This window comes from Arthrobacter sp. CAN_A212 (genome assembly GCF_015752345.1).
Taxonomy (GTDB): domain Bacteria; phylum Actinomycetota; class Actinomycetes; order Actinomycetales; family Micrococcaceae; genus Arthrobacter_D.
Window position 1 is genome coordinate 107,319 of sequence record NZ_JADOUT010000006.1, and the last position, 15,686, is coordinate 123,004.

Genomic DNA, 15,686 nt, shown 5'->3' on the forward strand with positions numbered 1-15,686 from the left:
TAAACCTAGGACTATTCACTGGGGCGGAGCTAGCCTATTGGACATGTGTGCACCGTCACTTACAGCGATGATGCGACGTTCTGGAACCCATTTGTCGCCGTCTGATCTAGCGCTGTCTCCGCCAGGATGGACGCCGCGTTGATTGGGGGGGCAGTTCCGTCGGTAGTTCAAAGTCGGTCGCATTAGGCGCCCCTCCCGGCTGGCGCACCCGTCACTCTGACTGTCTTCTCCGCTGCACCCGAAGCCGCTGAAGCCCCTCCCGCCAAGATGTCCACCCAAGGGTCTTGCGACGAGATAAGCGTGCTCCTGGCCAAGTATGACGGGATCAACGAAGAGTTCCGGGCGGCAATGCTCGACCTAGTGCATCAGGCATCACCCACCGTGGCCGACGCGATCGAAGCTATCGCCACCGCCGGGCTGGACACCGGCCCCATCAAAGAGCTACGTCGGATCTGCGAAGCAGCGTAAGCTGCCAGGGGCGGGCACGGTGCCTCCCCGGTACATTTACCCCCCCACTCTCACAAGACCCAGCCCTAGCACCTTCCCCTGCCCCATTCGTAGGCACTCACAGGGGGAGCCCGCTGCCGAGGCCACGCCACCTGCTCAGAAAAATTCTGAAACCCGTACGCGGTGAAAGCTCCTAACTACCTACGGGGAATGGTTACGAAGGAAAGGGTCTCCCCCCACTCTTTCTTTCAAAGCGGGGCCAGATCAGCACCAGTAGGATCGCCTGTATGAAAGTCTTCCTTAGCTGGTCTAAACCGCTCAGCCGCGTCGTAGCTGAACAGTTCGCTCAATGGCTCCCGATAGTCATTCAAGAATGCTCCAACCCGTTCATCTCCACTGACATAGAAAAGGGCGAACCTTGGTTTGAGACAATAACCTCGAATCTTAAAGAGACCGATCTAGGCCTTGTATTCATTACCGCCGAGAACAAAGATGCGACCTGGCTGAATTTTGAGGCGGGGGCGATGCTGAACAAGTTCGGGAAGAGTGGTGTGTGCCCGGTTCTCGTTGGACTCAAGAAGGAAAACTACGACGGTCCGATGAAGAACCTCCAACTCGTGGAGGTCGAAGATAGAGACGACATGTTCAGGCTCCTTCAAACCGTGAATGCTCGCTGTGATAAGCGCCTTGAGGTGGCTGTACTCAAGCGTGCTTTTCAGAGTTTTTGGAGTGAACTTGAAGCGGGAGTGCAGAAGGCGAGTACCACCCTCAGCGAACGCGACGAGGGAAAGCTTGGCCGCGGCCCGGATGAAAAGATCGACGAGATCCTCAATCTTGTCCGAGGTTTGTCGAGCCTGGAGCAAGCCAGATCCGACTTTGCTGTGCCTGTCGACCTTGTGCCGTCTCAGCCACCAAAGGAGATAAGAACGAGTCGGTATCAGCAGTTGCTGGACGCTGCAGAGGCCAAGAGGCTGGGAGAGGCCCTGGTCGTCAGGCGTGCGCGCGACGGTAGCTACGGGGTGGTAACTGCCCATGATCCTAGGTCGGGTTCGTCAAGTGTCGAGGCTAGATTCCCTGACGGAATCGAGATGCTCGATGAAGGTGAGTACATAGTACCCACATGATAATTTCGGTTATCATGTGGGTATGGAACTTGAGAGCCTGACCACTGGACCCGTTGGTAACGCGTCACGGCACGAGCTGACGATCGCGGCGTGGAAGCTGGCACAGCGTGGATCACCCCACACGCTGCGTGCTTACGCACGGATCATGGAGGGCTACTGTGCGTGGCTGGATAGCCACGGGGTGGACCTGTTGAGCGTGCGGCGGGTGCATGTAGATGGGTACCGTCATGCGCTGGCCGGTAAACCGGCCACCGTGGCGCAGAAGCTTGCGGCTGTGTCGAGCTTCTACCGCTACGCGGTATCCGCGGAGCTGGTGACGGCTAACCCGGTCGAGCTGGTGGAGCGTCCTAAGGTGGACGCGGATCACTCCAGCACCCAAGGGCTGAGCAAGGATCAGGCGCGCGCTTTGTTGAGCGCGGCCCAGGCTGATAGTCCCCGCTCCTATGCCTTGGTGAGTCTGTTGCTGTTCACCGGGATCAGGCTCAGTGAGGCGCTGGGTGCCAGCACCACGGATTACGGGCACGACACCGGACACCGGACGCTAAGCATCCAACGCAAGGGCGGCACACAGGCCAGGGTTGCCGTTCCGGCACCGGCTGTGGAAGCTCTCAATGCCTATCTCGACACCACGGGGCAGGAGCTGGTCACGGCGGCGAGCGTAGTACTGCCGCTGTTCACCACGGTTACCGGTAAGCCGTGGTCAGCATCCGAGGCTTTCCGCACAGTGCAACGTCTGGCACCCAAGGCGGGAATCGAGGGAGAGATTAGCCCTCACAGCTTGCGGCACGCGTTCGCCACTATCGCCCTAGACTCAGGGACCGCTCTGCATGATCTGCAGGACAGCATGGGTCATGCTGACCCGCGCACCACGCGCCGGTATGACCGGGCGCGTCGTAGCCTCAATAAATCAGCTGGCTACGACGTGGCAAAAGCGCTCGCTGAATAGAAGTAGCAGTGTCTGAATACAAATCGATTGGCTCGTTTCCGGGCTGCTGCCCTACAAGGAAACACGGAGTCTCCGCGCTCGCTCTTGGAATGCTGTCTCGCCGCCCTCAAGTATTTCGCATACTTCGTATCGAATCGCTGGATCGTCCAGTCCACCGCTCAAGTAATTGATCTCGGGGAGCAATCCGGGCCGGTGGGGACCGCTGGTCGCGACAATCACTTGGTCTGCGTCGGTGTTCACAATCAGATTTGCGTTATGCGTCACGAGGATGATCTGTCGTCTTAGCTTTGCTTGACGAAAACGGTCTACCAGTTCAGTGAAAATCGATTTCGGATCGAGGTTCTCTTCAGGCTGGTCAATGATCAACGGCCTAAGATCGTCTTGATCGAGAGACAAATACAGCAAGAGGAGAACAATTCCGCGGGTGCCTGGTGACAGCTGCCCAACGTCGGCTCCGTCGTACAGAACCCCATAGGATAGCTTTATGTGCCCTGAGCCGTAGAGCCAATCCGCGACCCTCTGTTCCCAAGCCAGGTACGCATCCGAGTCGTCGCGATCGACCGGAGCATGAGAAGTCAGCGCATTTTCGTGATTCGCCAGGAAAATGCTCATGGCGGCAGCAACGTCCTCGCTTGAGCCGGCCTCCCACGCAGGCACCAGTTCAAGGGAAACATTTTCCAGCAGGGCCCCTTTACCTCGGAATGGTCCAACCTTGCGCAAGTCGAGCAGGTCTTCACCTTGTTTGGCCCAAGCCTCTTGATCTACCAAACGACGTACCGAGAAGCTCAACTTCCCAAGGGTCCCGTCTTCGCTACTTAGACGCGATTCCAATGGCGCGTAGAGCGCAACCAATTCCTGTTCTTCTGCAATCAACGCCTCAAAGATTTCCCCGTAGCACTTTTGGCGAGCGGTCCGCTCAGCGGTAATCCTCGCTGGAGCGCCAGTTGCGTACTCGATATCTCGGTCCAACTTCGCCACTTCTGCCTCAAGCCGCGTGATCTTATCTTTTAGCCGTTCAAGGACCTGCTTCCTTGCGTCGTCCATGCCGATGAGGTCAGTGAGATGACGAATTTCCTCCCGGAGGGACGTTAAAGTTCGGTCAGCCATCGGTGCCTCTGAGGGAATGCATGGCAGGACTCCAGGCATTGGCGAGGCGTCCGATGTCTGAGCGTCATCGGGTGACGGCTTCCCGACAACCGCGTCAATTCTCTCTACAAGCTCACTGATTTGCGCGACAAGCAGCGAGTCCACATCTCCGACGAACACTAGTCCAAAACGATCCCAGTCTTCCGAAGCAAGATCAGCTTTCTTATGCCGCTCCCGGAGAGATTCGACGATTTCGGGCAAGCGCGTTTGCCGCATGTCATTGACCTCCGCCTGCAAATCGGTCAATGCCTGCAACGTTCGGCGCATCTCGTTTACAGATTGAGCGGAGGCAGCCTCAGCGAGATTCAGATCTTTCAGGCGTTGCGAGCGATCCTCATCTTCTCCCGTCAACATTGCAGCTCTGGTTTCGTGATCTACGGTCAGAGCCGCCGCCTTCTCGGTGCGGTCACGGGTCAACTTCGAAAGTTGTATGGATTTTTCGACGTCGGCGTTTATTCTCTCGGTCATCTGCCGAAGACGAATCTCTTTCTGACGCCGAATTTCACGCGCCCCCGCAGTTCTGAGGTCGAGCAGCTCGTCGAAAGAGGTTGCACCGGAGCGATCCTCCACAGGAAACGCTTGAAAAACCACGCGCTCGATTTCGCTAAGAAGTTCACCGCTGACTCCGTCCGCCGAGCATAGCTCCTCAACAAAGTGCTGTGACAGGTATTGAACTCTCGCTGGCCGATCGCCCGTGGGATCTGAATCCCCGCCTAATCGTCGAGATGTTGTGTCCCCTCCTCCCCAGCTCAGTGTTGCTGATGCATCTCCCAACCGTGGGCGGGCTCTGTCTAGGAAGGATCTGCCAGAAAGCTGAGAAGGGGAGGCATATCCACCTGCCGCGAGCATGTCAGCTAGGGCCGTCTTGCCGGACCCGCGCGCTCCGATGATGCCGACCAAACCAGGGTTAACTTGAATCTCGGAATCGAGCATCCATGGAGCGTTTGAAACCGTTAGATGTTGAATAGTCTGTGACTCAAACCCTGCCATGGGTGGAGTTGCACCGACGAAAGCACGACTTCCGGGCTCGAGACATGCTTGCTGTAGAGCCTCGAATGTAAGACCACCCTTAATCCAGGTACGCCGGTCAAGATCGGGCTGGCCCACTTTCTCGAGCTTATGCGCGTCACTCCCGTGTAAGCATGGCTTCGGGCCGCCCCACTCCGCACTTAACTCGTCGATGGAAACTGCCCCATTTCCGAGCCAGAAATTTCGCTGGCTCTCCTGTGAGGCGAAAATTATATGAGCAAATCGTTCAAGCTCTTTGCGTACAGTTGCCAAAGAAGCTTCTTGAAGTCCTGCAGTGCCGTCTTTATTGCTTCCTGCCACAGCGATGAGCGCGTTCTTTTGTATCCAAGCGCTTTTCTTCCACTCGGATTTCAGCTGATCAAAGTTGACCTTAAATTGGTTTGTACCTGCCCTAAGCGCTGTCTTGTCATCTTGGATAGTCCTATCGTGATGCCGGCCCAGGCTCATGAGGTCATCCGGCTCGCAGCGGAAATTCTCGCCGTATGCCTCAAAGGTGAGCGCCTTGAGAAACCTTCGAAGTTGTGCCACATGATCTGCGTCTTTAGGTGACACGATGAGGTGAAAGTTCACAGGGATGTTTTTGCCTGTGCCTACTCCGTACCTCATCTCAACATTGGGAAAGATCAGGTCTACATTAGGCAAACGGCCATTTTCGGTCTTGTTACGGAGAACTTCCTCGTAGGTATCGACACTGTAATAGTCCGTTATTCCGAGGGCGCGGATCGGAGGTTCGGAAGCCTCGAGCCGATCAAAATAATCAGGCCATGCGTCCGGGCCGTATTCGTCATTCAGCATGGTCCCGGGTGCGTGTATATGCGGCTCCCACCGATTCCACAGTGATCCAGCCAAATTCCTCGCCATGAGCTCCCCAATCTCAGTTGTGCCCACACGGGTACAACGTAGCCTCGAGCGATATAATCGGCGCTCTTACCCGTCTGAACATTAGTACATTCGCGCAGGCTCACATCGATGACACACGCCCCTGCAGTGCACAAATCACATTTGCCGATGACGCCTTCTTCGGGTTCACGGCCAATATCGAGAAGATTTCCTGCGGTATCGTCCCGAAAGGAGAGGAACGAAATGGCACGAGGTGATACTTTCGACCAGCGGGCGAATCCGTTTATCTCCGAAGAAATTAGGCGACCGTGCTGGCCGTCCGGATTATTGGACGTCGGTTCAGTCGCTTCCCGCGCAGATCGGCCTCGGCGCGCTTGGGCAAGGAACGCTTGCAGCGACGCTGGAACTAGTGACCAATTTTTACCCTCAGTCTGCGGTCGCCATGGCGGGAGTCGGCGGGGACTCGATCTCATGCCCACGCGGCTGGATGAACTCGATCCCTGCAGATGGAGTCGGGCGCTGGCTTGAGGTGACGAAAAAGTGACGGTAAGCCCGGGAATCGCAGAGAAATGTCGGTAATGGGCACGTCGAACAGATTGTCGAGCTGTCAGACAACATCGCCCTACACCCGCGAGATCTCGGGAATGTCCTGGAGCCTCCTGCCAGAGTCGAACTGGCGACCTTCTCATTACGAGTGAGACGCTCTACCGACTGAGCTAAGGAGGCTAAAGCTTCACGGGACACGCCTCAGCGCGGCCCAATCCACAAGCGATAACTCTATAAGAGCAGGACTCGGAAGGTCAAAAGCGCACCCGGCAGGCCGACCCGACGACCGGTCAGACGCTTCCCAGTGGGCCGGGCCCCGGGCTAGCCGCAGGTGACGCCGTCGTCGGGCACCGTCCCGTCGACGAAGTACGCGTCCACCAGGTCTCCGATGCAGTCACCCGCACGGCCGTAGGCGGTGTGGCCCTCGCCCTCCCAGGTGACGTGCACGGCGGTCTCCAGCTGGTCGGCCAGGGCCAGCGACCAGTCGTACGGCGTCGCCGGGTCCCCGGTGGTCCCGATGACCACGATCGGTGCGGCATCCGGCGCCGACGCCGGTGCGGGTTCGAGCACGGGGCCATACTCCCACGCGTCACAGGTGACGCCGCCATAGGCAAGGTACGGGCCAAACGTGGGGGAGACCTCCTCGAGTTCCTCGGCATCAGCGTTGAGCTCTTCGAAGTCGCTGGTCATGGGGTAGTCGAGGCAGTTGATGGCGACGAACGCCGCGTTGCTGTTGGTGGCGTAGACGCCGTCGGGCCCGCGCTCGGCGCCCAGGTCGGCCAGCTCCAGCATGGCCGTTGGGTCGCCCTGCAGCGCCTGGTCGATCGCGGTGGACAGCAGAGGCCAGTTGTTGTTCTCGTAGAGCGGCAGGATGAAGCCGGAGAAGAAGGTGCCGATGGTGACCAGGCGTCCGTCCGACGCCGTCATGGGACTTTCCTCCACCGAACGGAACAGCTCCTGGATCACTGCGACCCCCTGGTCCACCCCGGACGGCAGGGGACACTCACTGGACAGCTGGCAGTCAGCCACAAACGTGCGCAGGGCGGCCTCGAAGCCTCGGGCCTGGCCCAGGGTAATCTCCTCGTTGCTCAGCGACGGATCCACGGCACCGTCAAGGACCAGCCGACCGGTGTTGGTGGGGAACAGCTCGGCATACGCGGTACCGAGCGCGCTGCCGTAGGAGAAGCCCAAATAGTTCAGCTGCTCATCCCCCACCACGGCCCGCAGGATGTCCAGGTCGCGGGCTGCGCTGTCGGTGTCGATGTAGCCCAGCAGCTCGCCGGTCCGTTCAGCGCACTGCGCGGCGAAGTCCTCCGCCTCGGCGGCAAGCGTCTCAAATGCCTCGGCGTCCGGGATGCCCGGCTCCAGGAACTCCAGCCGGTCCGCCTCGCGTTCCTCGTCCGTCAGGCAGTCGACGGCGCTGGACTGCCCCACCCCGCGCGGGTCGAAGCCGACGACGTCGTAGTGCTCGCGCAACCGGTCGCTGGTAATGAACGGCAGCGCATCCCTGACAATGTTGACGCCGGACCCGCCCGGGCCGCCCGGGTTCACCAGGACGGTGCCCTGTGCCTCACCCGTTGCGTCGCTACGGATGACTGCGACGTCGATCGACTCACGCGAGGGATCAGCGTAGTCCAACGGCATCTCGATCGTGGCGCAGGCGAACGCCTCTTCGCACAGCTCCCACTGAACTTCCTGGGTGTAGAACCCTTCAAGGTCCGCAGGGACCTCGCCCACCACCTCCGGGGCGGCGGACTCCACCCCGACCTCCGGCGAGTCACCTGACCCGGGCGAAAGCAGCTGGCAGCCCGAGAGCACCAGAGCGCCAGACAGGACGACGGCGGCGGTAGCCAGGCGGCGGGGTGAAAATCTTCTCACGCGGTGTAATCCTTTTCGGGCAGGAGACTGACGGCCATCGCCTCGATGGCCAGGAGCGGTGCAACGTTGGTGTTAACGATCCGGTCGCGCACTTTGTTGATTGCCTCGATCCGCGCCAGCGTCCCCTCGGGGGTGCCGCCGCGGGCAAACGCCTCCAGCTCGGGGCGGAGCGGCTCATTCACGAGGTCCCTCCCGCTGGAAACCTGCAACATCAGCACATCCCGGTAAAACGAAGTCAGATCGGTCAGCGCACGGTCGAAGTAGTCGTTCTTGGACCGTTTGGCCCTGCGGGTCTGGTCATCCTCCAACCGTTTGACCTGACCGCGGATGGCGGGCGGCAGGGTGCCGCTTTCGGGTGCGCCCAGCGTCGCCAGCAGGGCAGCCTTCTCCTGGGCATCCCGCTGCTCGAAGGAGCTCTGCGCCTCGGCCTCAGCGAGTTTCACCAGGTCCGCTGCGGCCTTCATCGCGCCGGCTACATTCTTCAGGTCCAGGGGCAGGCGGACGATCTGGTTCCGCCGGTCCCGCGCGCCGTCGTCGGTGGCCAACCGCTTCGCGACGCCGATATGGCTCTGCGCCGCCCGCGCGGCAGCTTCCGCGGTGGCCGGGTCGATGCCGTCGCGGCGGACCAGCAGGTCGGCAACATCCTGCACCGGGGGCAGCCGCAGGTTCACGGCGCGGCACCGCGACCGGATGGTCACCAGCACGTCGCCGGGGCTGGGTGCGCACAACAGCCAGATGGTCCGGGGCGGTGGCTCCTCGATCGCCTTGAGCAACACGTTGGTGCTGCGTTCCTGCATCCGGTCGGCGTCCTCCACGATGATGACCCGCCAGCGTCCGGTAGAGGGCTTGTCCTGGGCCTTGCGGACCAGTTCCCTGGCCTCGTCGATACTGATGGTCACCTTCTCTGTGGTGACGTTGGTGATGTCAGCGTGGGAGCCGGCGAGTGCTGTCCGGCACGCCCGGCACTCCCCGCAGCCCCGCTCGTCCAGGGGCTCCCGGTCGCACAAGAGTGCCGCCGCGAACGCGCGGGCTGCGTTGGACCTGCCCGATCCGGGTGGGCCCGTGAACAGCCAGGCGTGGTTCGGCTGGTCGGCGGACGCCGCACGCTTCAGCTGCTCGACCACCGGCTCCTGGCCCATCAGGAAGGTCCACACGCTCATCCGAGGCGCTTCTCGACGGCGGCGAGGATCGCCGTCGCCAGTTCCTCGACGGGCTGCCGCGCGGGCAGCACCAGGTACTGCGCAGGGCTAGCCGCGGCCCGGTCCAGGAAAGCACCCCGGATCAGGGCGTGGAACGCGTCGGGCTCGGACTCCAGCCGGTCTTCCGCGCCGTTCTGGACGCGACGGCCACGGCCCTCGAGCGGCTCGACGTCGAGCAGCACCGTCAAGTCGGGCCGCAGCCCCTCGACGGCCCACAGGTTGACCTCGAGGACGCTGTTGGTGCCCAGCCCCCGGCCGGCCCCCTGATACGCCACCGATGAGTCGATATACCTGTCACAGACAACGACGGCGCCACGCGACAGGGCGGGCAGGATCGCCTGATGGACGTGGGCTGCTCGTGACGCGGCGAAGATCAGGGCCTCGGTGCGGGGGTCGATCTCGCCCTGCCCGTGGTCGAGAACCAGGGACCGGAGCTTCTCGCCGATGGTGGTGCCACCGGGCTCGCGGGTGCGCAGCACTTCCAGGCCGCGCTCCTGCAGGGCAGCAGCCAGCAGGCCGGCCTGGGTCGACTTGCCGGCACCGTCGCCGCCCTCAAAGGCGATGAAAAGCCCGGACGTGCGGCGGGGGGAAGGTGTAGTCACCTGCCCAGCCTATCGAGTCTCACCGACCTCCCGGTTAGCGTCCCAACGCCCCACTCCCAGCGGGCCGGGGAGAGCAGTCACATTTCACCCGGTTGCCACAGCCAACTACCCTGAATCCATGACCCACCACGCTGACCACGAGCTCGCCCAGGACACCATCGTGGTGGCCTCCGGACGCCCCCCGCGGGAGCATGACGCCCCGGTGAATCCGCCGATTGTCCTGTCCTCCACCTTCCACGAGGCCGTCGACCCTGCTGTGGGGGACCGTATTTACGGCCGCATGTCCAACCCCACCTGGGACCCGTTCGAGGAGGCCCTCGGCCAGCTTGAGGGTGCGGCCCTGCCCGCCCTGGTGTTCAGCTCCGGTCTTGGCGCCGCGGCGGCCGCGCTGTCACTCGTGCCGACGGGCGGCGTCGTCGTCATGCCCCGCCACGCCTACGCCGGTTCCCTCAGCCTCGCCGACGACGAAGCGGCGCGCGGCCGGTTCGCCCTCGTCCGGGTGGACGTCGCCGACACCGACCAGGTGCTCGCCACGCTGGACACAGCAGACCTGCTCTGGCTGGAAAGCCCGACCAACCCGATGCTTGAGGTCGCCGACCTCCGCACCCTCATCGCCGCTGCGAAGGCCGCCGGAGTGACAGTGGTCGTCGACAACACCTTCAACACGCCGCTGGTCTGCAAGCCGCTCGACTTCGGCGCCGACGTCGTGCTGCACTCGGTCACCAAGTACCTGGCGGGCCATTCCGACGTCGTCCTCGGCGCACTTGCCACCTCCGACGCCGCAGTCCGGACGGATCTGCTCAAACACCGCACCCTGCACGGTGCCATCGCCGGGCCCTTCGAGGTATGGCTGGCGCTCAGGGGGCTGCGTACGCTCGCGCTGCGGGTGGAACGGTCCCAGGCGAACGCGCTCTACCTGGCGGATAAACTCGCTCAGCATCCCGCCCTGACAAGGGTCCGCTTTCCCGGGCTGGCCACCGACCCCGGCCACCAGCGCGCCGCAGACCAGCTGAACGGGTTCGGCTCGATCATCAGCATCGAACTGGCGGATGTTGCCGCCGGCGAAGCCCTCGTTGCCGCCGTCCGCCTGTGGCTGCCGGCTACCTCACTGGGCGGCGTCGAGTCTTTGATTGAACGACGACGGCGGCAGCCGGGTGAGCCCGCCACCGTGCCGGAGGCGCTGGTCCGGCTGTCGGTCGGGATCGAGAATCCCGAGGATCTGTGGGCGGATTTGGAGCAGGCCCTCGCTCCGCTGCGACCAGGCGGCGACTCCACCCGATAGGCTTGTGCCGTGGACATCGCATATGACATTCGGAACTATCTGTACCTCGCGCTCGGTTTGGTGGCGCTGGGCATTGAGATCTGGGCACTCATCGACTGTGTAAAGCGTCCCGCGGCCAACTTCGAGGCCACGATGAAGCGCACCAAGGGCTTCTGGACCGCGATGACCGGTGGCGCTGTCGCCGTCGGCGCGCTCACCGTGCTGGTGACCTCCACCGGGCTCTTCGGGCTGCTGCAGATCGTCGCCGTGATCGCCGCCTGCGTCTACCTGGCCGACGTCAAGCCAGCTGTCTCAGAGGTCCGTGGCAGCAGCGGTCCCTACGGCCCCTGGTAACCGTTCGCGGGTAATAGAACCGCGCCACAGGTGAACCTGCGGCGCTCATGCGGCAGACTGAACCTATGACTTCCTACAAAGTGATCCTGCTCCGCCACGGCCAAAGTGAGTGGAACGAGAAAAACCTGTTCACCGGCTGGGTCGATGTCCCGCTGACCGAACAGGGCCGAGCCGAAGCCATCCGCGGCGGGGAACTGCTCGTCGAAGCCGGCCTGCTTCCCGACATTGTGTACACGTCCCGGCAGAAGCGGGCCATCATCACCGCGAACCTGGCACTCGAGGCGGCTGACCGGAGCTGGATTGACGTCAAACGCCACTGGCGGCTCAACGAGCGCCACTACGGTGCCCTGCAGGGCAAGGACAAGGCGCAGACCCTCGCGGAGTTCGGCGAGGCCCAGTTCATGGAGTGGCGCCGCTCCTACGACACCCCGCCACCACCCATCGAGGACGACAGCGAATTCTCCCAGGCAAACGATCCGCGGTACGCGGACCTCGGCGACGCCATCCCCCGCACCGAATGCCTCAAGGACGTCCTGGACCGGTTCCTCCCATACTGGGAATCAGACATCGCGCCGGACATCAAGGAGGGCAAGACGGTCCTCATTGCAGCGCACGGCAACTCCCTGCGCGCGCTGGTGAAGCACCTCGACGGGATCAGCGACGGCGACATCGCCTCCCTGAACATCCCGACCGGCATCCCCCTGATCTATGAACTGGATGAGAACCTCGTTCCGGTCAAGGCAGGCGGCACCTACCTCGACGCCGACGCCGCGGCGGCAGCGATTGAAGCCGTCGCCAACCAGGGCAAGCACTAGCACCCAGGGTCACGAGACCACCACAGCACGAACGACGACGGCCGGCCCCGAGGGGACCGGCCGTCGTCGTTCGTGCTGCGCCGCACCAAAGGCGGCGTCAGTTCAGCGGAGCGCTGGGCTGCCATTCACCGGTGACCAGGTAGGTGACCTTGCGTGCCACTGAGACGCCATGGTCAGCGAACCGTTCGAAATAGCGGCTGGCCAGTGTCACGTCCACGGTGATGGGCGCCGAGACGTCCCAGTCCGGGGCGGCAATAGCCTTGAAGACCCCTGCGTGCAACTCGTTGATCCGTGCGTTGTGCGCGTAGATCTCGTTGCTGAGCTGCAGGTTCCGGGTCTCGAGCAGCTCGTTCACCTTTTTGGCGATCTGCTGATCCAGCTCTGCCATCTCCTCGAAGGTGGGGCGGATGGCCGCCGGGATCACGTGTTCGGGGTACCGCAGCCGTGCCAACTGGGCCACATGCCGGGCCAGATCACCCATCCGCTCCAGTGATGCACTCATCCGCAGCGCCCCCACGATCATCCGCAGGTCGCTGGCGACGGGCCCCTGGAGGGCGAGAATGTCGATGGCGCGCTCATCAAGATCATTCTGGAGGAAGTCGATGCGTGCGTCGGCGGCAATCACATCCTGGGCAAGTTCGGTGTCAGCGGTCTCAAACGCGGTGGTGGCTTTGCCCAGCGCCTCCGCGACCAGCTGCGAGATTTCGATGAGCTGTTCACCGATCTGATGAAGCTCTGCCTGAAAAACCTTCCGCACGGGAGGCATCCTTTCCATAGAGATGACTGCGTACGTCTATGCACAGTCCCACACAGCACATTCTCAGTTGGTGATGAACTGTTATGCACCTTTGAGTGAACGTTAGTTGAACCACTTCCCTATTGCCACCGGAACACCCTTCCGGGCACGGCTGGTACGCATAAGCTAGGCATTGTGGATCCCGTTCTTCTCATCCTTGTTGCCGGGCTTGTCGGCGTCGCCCTGGGCACAGCCGGCATGGCTGCCTTCCGGCTGAGTGAAATCCAGCGCCGTTCCCTCCTTTTTGTCGACGAGCCGACCCTGCCCGAGGGGGCCGCGGAGGTCTTGTCAATCATCGGACGCGCCTACGTGGTGGTTGATGCGATCGACGGCGTGGTGCGGGCCAGTCCCGCCGCGTACGCCTTCGGGCTGGTCCGCGGGCACACGGTGGTGCACTCCGAACTGCTGGAACTCACCGCCCGGGTGCGCCGCGATGGGGTGATTGAGCAGAAGCAGCTGGAGCTGCCGCGTGGACCCCTGGGGCAGGGAACGATCATCGTGCTCGCCCGGGTGGCGTCCCTGGGGGAGGAGTACGTCCTGATCCTCGCCGACGACCGGACGGAGATCACCCGCACCGAGGAAATCCGCAACGACTTCGTGGCGAACGTGTCCCACGAGCTCAAGACCCCCGTGGGTGCGATCTCCCTGCTCGCTGAAGCGCTCGACGACGCCGCGGAGGATGAGGAAGCCGTCCGCCGGTTCGCCCGCAGGATGCACAAGGAGTCAGCCCGCCTGTCCGCCCTGGTGCAGGACATTATTGAACTGTCGCGGCTGCAGGGTGCCGACGTCGTGCGCCGCGGGCGCCCCGTCGATATCAACACGGTGATCGCGGAGGCGGTGGACCGCAACCGGCTCCCGGCGGAGAGCAAACAGATCGACATCGTGGTGGGCGGGCGCATCGCCGAGCCGGTCTACGGGGACCCCGACCTGCTCATGACGGCGTTCAGGAACCTGATCGACAACGCCATCCGCTATTCGCCCGAGGGCACCCGGGTGGGGGTGGGGCTGCGCTCCCGCGACGGTCTCGCCCAGATCTCGGTCACCGACCAGGGCATCGGGATCACACCTGAGGAACAGGAACGGGTTTTCGAGCGGTTCTACCGGATCGATGCTGCCCGCTCACGGCAGACCGGTGGCACCGGGCTGGGCCTGAGCATCGTCAAGCATGTGGTCTCCAACCACGGCGGCGAGGTGACCGTCTGGTCCCAGTCCGGCCAGGGGAGTACCTTCACCGTCCGGCTCCCGGAGATGGAAGCGGACAGCGATGCCGCCGACGGACTCGGGGCCACCGAGAAACGCGCCGACCGGCGCGTCGAAGCGTCGCCCGGGAAGTCCGGTCCGTCGGTCGAGAAACAGGGCGGACCGTCCGCCCACGAACAAGGAGTGAGCGTTTGACCCGCATCCTGATGGTGGAGGACGAAGAGTCCTTCAGTGACCCGCTGTCCTACCTGCTGGGCAGGGAGGGTTTTGAGGTCGCGGTGGTGGGCGACGGCAATGAGGCGATCGTCGAGTTTGACCGCGCCGGCGCTGACCTGGTGCTCCTGGACCTGCAACTGCCCGGCCAGTCGGGGACCGAGGTCTGCCGGCAGCTGCGCCAGCGTTCAAGTGTGCCGGTGATCATGCTCACCGCCAAGGACTCCGAGATTGACAAGGTTGTCGGCCTGGAGCTGGGAGCCGATGACTACGTCACGAAGCCCTACTCCTCGCGGGAGCTGGTGGCGAGAATCCGTGCGGTGCTGCGGCGGCAGGCCGAGCCCGAGGAGCTGATCTCCACCACTGTGCAGTCAGGGCCGGTGCGGATGGACATCGAACGGCACACGGTCAGCGTGAACGGCGCCCCGGTGTCGATGCCGCTGAAGGAGTTCGAGCTGCTCGAGATGTTGCTGCGCAACGCTGGTCGGGTGCTGACCCGGGGGCAGCTGATCGACCGGGTCTGGGGCTCGGACTACGTCGGTGACACCAAGACCCTTGACGTGCACGTCAAACGGCTCCGCGGGAAGATCGAGGCGGACCCGTCCAACCCCAGCCATCTGGTGACGGTGCGCGGCCTGGGCTACAAGTACGAGTCCTGAGATTTACTCTTCCTCTTCGCCTGTTTCCACCGGCGTTGGGGTGGGCTCTGGGGTGTAGCCACCGGGAACGTAGTCGCGGTACTCGGCCAGGGTACCGTCCAGCACGGGGACCCGCAGTTCGGCGGTCTCGGAGTTCACGACGAAGTTCAGGTCGACCAGCGCGCCGGGGATCTCGCTGACACCCTCGAGCACGCCGTCGTCGGTGGTCTCGTCCTCGAAGACCCACTTCCCTTCGGCTGGGACGGTGATGTCCACCGTCGAGTTCTCACCCTCGATGGTCAGCTGCACTGCCGAGTCGGTGGGGTTGAACACCGTGCCGAGGATCGTGCCCGGCTCGCCCTCTTCGGAGGTGATGATCAGGATGTTCCGCAGTTCCAGGGGGCCCACCTCGTCGACGATTCCGTCCGAGGCCGCGTACTGGATCGTGGTGGCCTGCTCACTGGTCACACTGCAACCGGTGGCACCAAGGAGAGCGACCAGTGCTGCACCAGCAGCCAAGCTCCGGGTCGCCCGGATGTGCTGCAGGGGGTTGATTCGGTCACTCTTCACAGCGCAAACTCCTACGGTGGTCGATCATCTGGTGGGGAACTGCCAGTTCAAACTTTCCTTACAGCCTATCGGGAAAAATTAC

At 62.8% G+C, this 15,686-nt stretch carries 14 protein-coding genes and 1 tRNA gene; 8 read left to right on the forward strand and 7 right to left on the reverse strand.

All coding sequences use genetic code 11. From position 1 onward, the window contains the following. The first annotated feature begins 300 nt into the window (after positions 1 to 300). The 3 genes from IWX64_RS07135 to IWX64_RS07145 all read left to right on the forward strand — a co-directional run bounded on the left by IWX64_RS07135 (position 301) and on the right by IWX64_RS07145 (position 2,517). Positions 301 to 468, forward strand: coding sequence for a hypothetical protein (locus IWX64_RS07135; protein WP_196866454.1), 168 nt, complete (start codon positions 301 to 303; stop codon positions 466 to 468). 266 nt (positions 469 to 734) lie between these two features. After that, complete coding sequence (locus IWX64_RS07140) at positions 735 to 1,571, forward strand: TIR domain-containing protein (protein WP_196866455.1); 837 nt, start codon at positions 735 to 737, stop codon at positions 1,569 to 1,571. A gap of 22 nt (positions 1,572 to 1,593) precedes the next feature. Next, positions 1,594 to 2,517 carry a tyrosine-type recombinase/integrase gene (locus IWX64_RS07145; RefSeq protein ID WP_196866456.1) on the forward strand — a complete coding sequence of 308 codons (924 nt, stop codon included), beginning with the start codon at positions 1,594 to 1,596 and terminating at the stop codon, positions 2,515 to 2,517. A 51-nt stretch (positions 2,518 to 2,568) separates the two neighbouring features. Here the strand turns inward: IWX64_RS07145 and IWX64_RS07150 are convergent, their stop codons facing one another. The 5 genes from IWX64_RS07150 to tmk all read right to left on the reverse strand — a co-directional run bounded on the left by IWX64_RS07150 (position 2,569) and on the right by tmk (position 9,757). Next, positions 2,569 to 5,553 carry a TrlF family AAA-like ATPase gene (locus IWX64_RS07150; RefSeq protein ID WP_442859039.1) on the reverse strand — a complete coding sequence of 995 codons (2,985 nt, stop codon included), beginning with the start codon at positions 5,551 to 5,553 and terminating at the stop codon, positions 2,569 to 2,571. A gap of 629 nt (positions 5,554 to 6,182) precedes the next feature. Next, a tRNA-Thr gene (locus IWX64_RS07155) sits at positions 6,183 to 6,258 on the reverse strand. Positions 6,259 to 6,399: 141 nt separating this feature from the next. Continuing rightward, positions 6,400 to 7,956, reverse strand: coding sequence for an alpha/beta hydrolase (locus tag IWX64_RS07160; protein WP_196866458.1), 1,557 nt, complete (start codon positions 7,954 to 7,956; stop codon positions 6,400 to 6,402). Then, complete coding sequence (locus IWX64_RS07165) at positions 7,953 to 9,116, reverse strand: DNA polymerase III subunit delta' (protein ID WP_196866459.1); 1,164 nt, start codon at positions 9,114 to 9,116, stop codon at positions 7,953 to 7,955. The genes IWX64_RS07160 and IWX64_RS07165 overlap by 4 nt, the downstream gene beginning before the upstream one ends. Next, positions 9,113 to 9,757, reverse strand: a complete 645-nt coding sequence (gene tmk, locus IWX64_RS07170; protein ID WP_196866460.1) for a dTMP kinase — start codon at positions 9,755 to 9,757, stop codon at positions 9,113 to 9,115. Before tmk ends, IWX64_RS07165 begins: the two co-directional genes overlap by 4 nt. Positions 9,758 to 9,875: 118 nt before the next feature. Here tmk and IWX64_RS07175 point away from each other — a divergent pair, with 118 nt between their 5' ends. The 3 genes from IWX64_RS07175 to IWX64_RS07185 all read left to right on the forward strand — a co-directional run bounded on the left by IWX64_RS07175 (position 9,876) and on the right by IWX64_RS07185 (position 12,187). After that, positions 9,876 to 11,039 carry a trans-sulfuration enzyme family protein gene (locus tag IWX64_RS07175; RefSeq protein ID WP_196866461.1) on the forward strand — a complete coding sequence of 388 codons (1,164 nt, stop codon included), beginning with the start codon at positions 9,876 to 9,878 and terminating at the stop codon, positions 11,037 to 11,039. A 9-nt stretch (positions 11,040 to 11,048) separates the two neighbouring features. Further along, positions 11,049 to 11,372, forward strand: a complete 324-nt coding sequence (locus tag IWX64_RS07180; protein WP_196866462.1) for a DUF2516 family protein — start codon at positions 11,049 to 11,051, stop codon at positions 11,370 to 11,372. 65 nt (positions 11,373 to 11,437) lie between these two features. Further along, positions 11,438 to 12,187: a phosphoglyceromutase gene (locus tag IWX64_RS07185; protein WP_196866463.1), complete on the forward strand. Its 750-nt coding sequence runs from the start codon at positions 11,438 to 11,440 to the stop codon at positions 12,185 to 12,187. A gap of 97 nt (positions 12,188 to 12,284) precedes the next feature. On the opposite strand, the gene phoU is transcribed toward IWX64_RS07185, so the two are convergent. Then, a complete protein-coding gene (phoU, locus tag IWX64_RS07190; RefSeq protein WP_171586118.1) occupies positions 12,285 to 12,944 on the reverse strand; it encodes a phosphate signaling complex protein PhoU in 660 nt (219 codons plus the stop codon). A 174-nt stretch (positions 12,945 to 13,118) separates the two neighbouring features. Between phoU and IWX64_RS07195 the strand changes: the two genes are divergently transcribed. Both IWX64_RS07195 and IWX64_RS07200 read left to right on the forward strand, forming a co-directional pair. Next, the gene (locus IWX64_RS07195) at positions 13,119 to 14,378 is read left to right on the forward strand and encodes a sensor histidine kinase (protein WP_196866464.1); all 1,260 of its coding nucleotides are present in this window, start codon (positions 13,119 to 13,121) and stop codon (positions 14,376 to 14,378) included. After that, positions 14,375 to 15,055 (forward strand): response regulator transcription factor, encoded by a 681-nt coding sequence (locus tag IWX64_RS07200; protein ID WP_196866465.1) that lies wholly within the window; start codon positions 14,375 to 14,377, stop codon positions 15,053 to 15,055. The genes IWX64_RS07195 and IWX64_RS07200 overlap by 4 nt, the downstream gene beginning before the upstream one ends. Before the next feature lie 3 nt (positions 15,056 to 15,058). On the opposite strand, the gene IWX64_RS07205 is transcribed toward IWX64_RS07200, so the two are convergent. After that, positions 15,059 to 15,604 carry a hypothetical protein gene (locus IWX64_RS07205; RefSeq protein ID WP_196866466.1) on the reverse strand — a complete coding sequence of 182 codons (546 nt, stop codon included), beginning with the start codon at positions 15,602 to 15,604 and terminating at the stop codon, positions 15,059 to 15,061. Positions 15,605 to 15,686: the final 82 nt, after the last annotated feature.

Excerpts from the sequence above, each read along its gene's own strand:
- IWX64_RS07140 (WP_196866455.1), top strand. The coding sequence starts at position 735 with ATGAAAGTCTTCCTTAGCTGGTCTAAACCGCTCAGCCGCGTCGTAGCT.
- IWX64_RS07145 (WP_196866456.1), top strand. The coding sequence starts at position 1,594 with ATGGAACTTGAGAGCCTGACCACTGGACCCGTTGGTAACGCGTCACGG.
- IWX64_RS07150 (WP_442859039.1), bottom strand. The coding sequence starts at position 5,553 with ATGGCGAGGAATTTGGCTGGATCACTGTGGAATCGGTGGGAGCCGCAT.
- IWX64_RS07165 (WP_196866459.1), bottom strand. The coding sequence starts at position 9,116 with ATGAGCGTGTGGACCTTCCTGATGGGCCAGGAGCCGGTGGTCGAGCAG.
- IWX64_RS07175 (WP_196866461.1), top strand. The coding sequence starts at position 9,876 with ATGACCCACCACGCTGACCACGAGCTCGCCCAGGACACCATCGTGGTG.
- IWX64_RS07185 (WP_196866463.1), top strand. The coding sequence starts at position 11,438 with ATGACTTCCTACAAAGTGATCCTGCTCCGCCACGGCCAAAGTGAGTGG.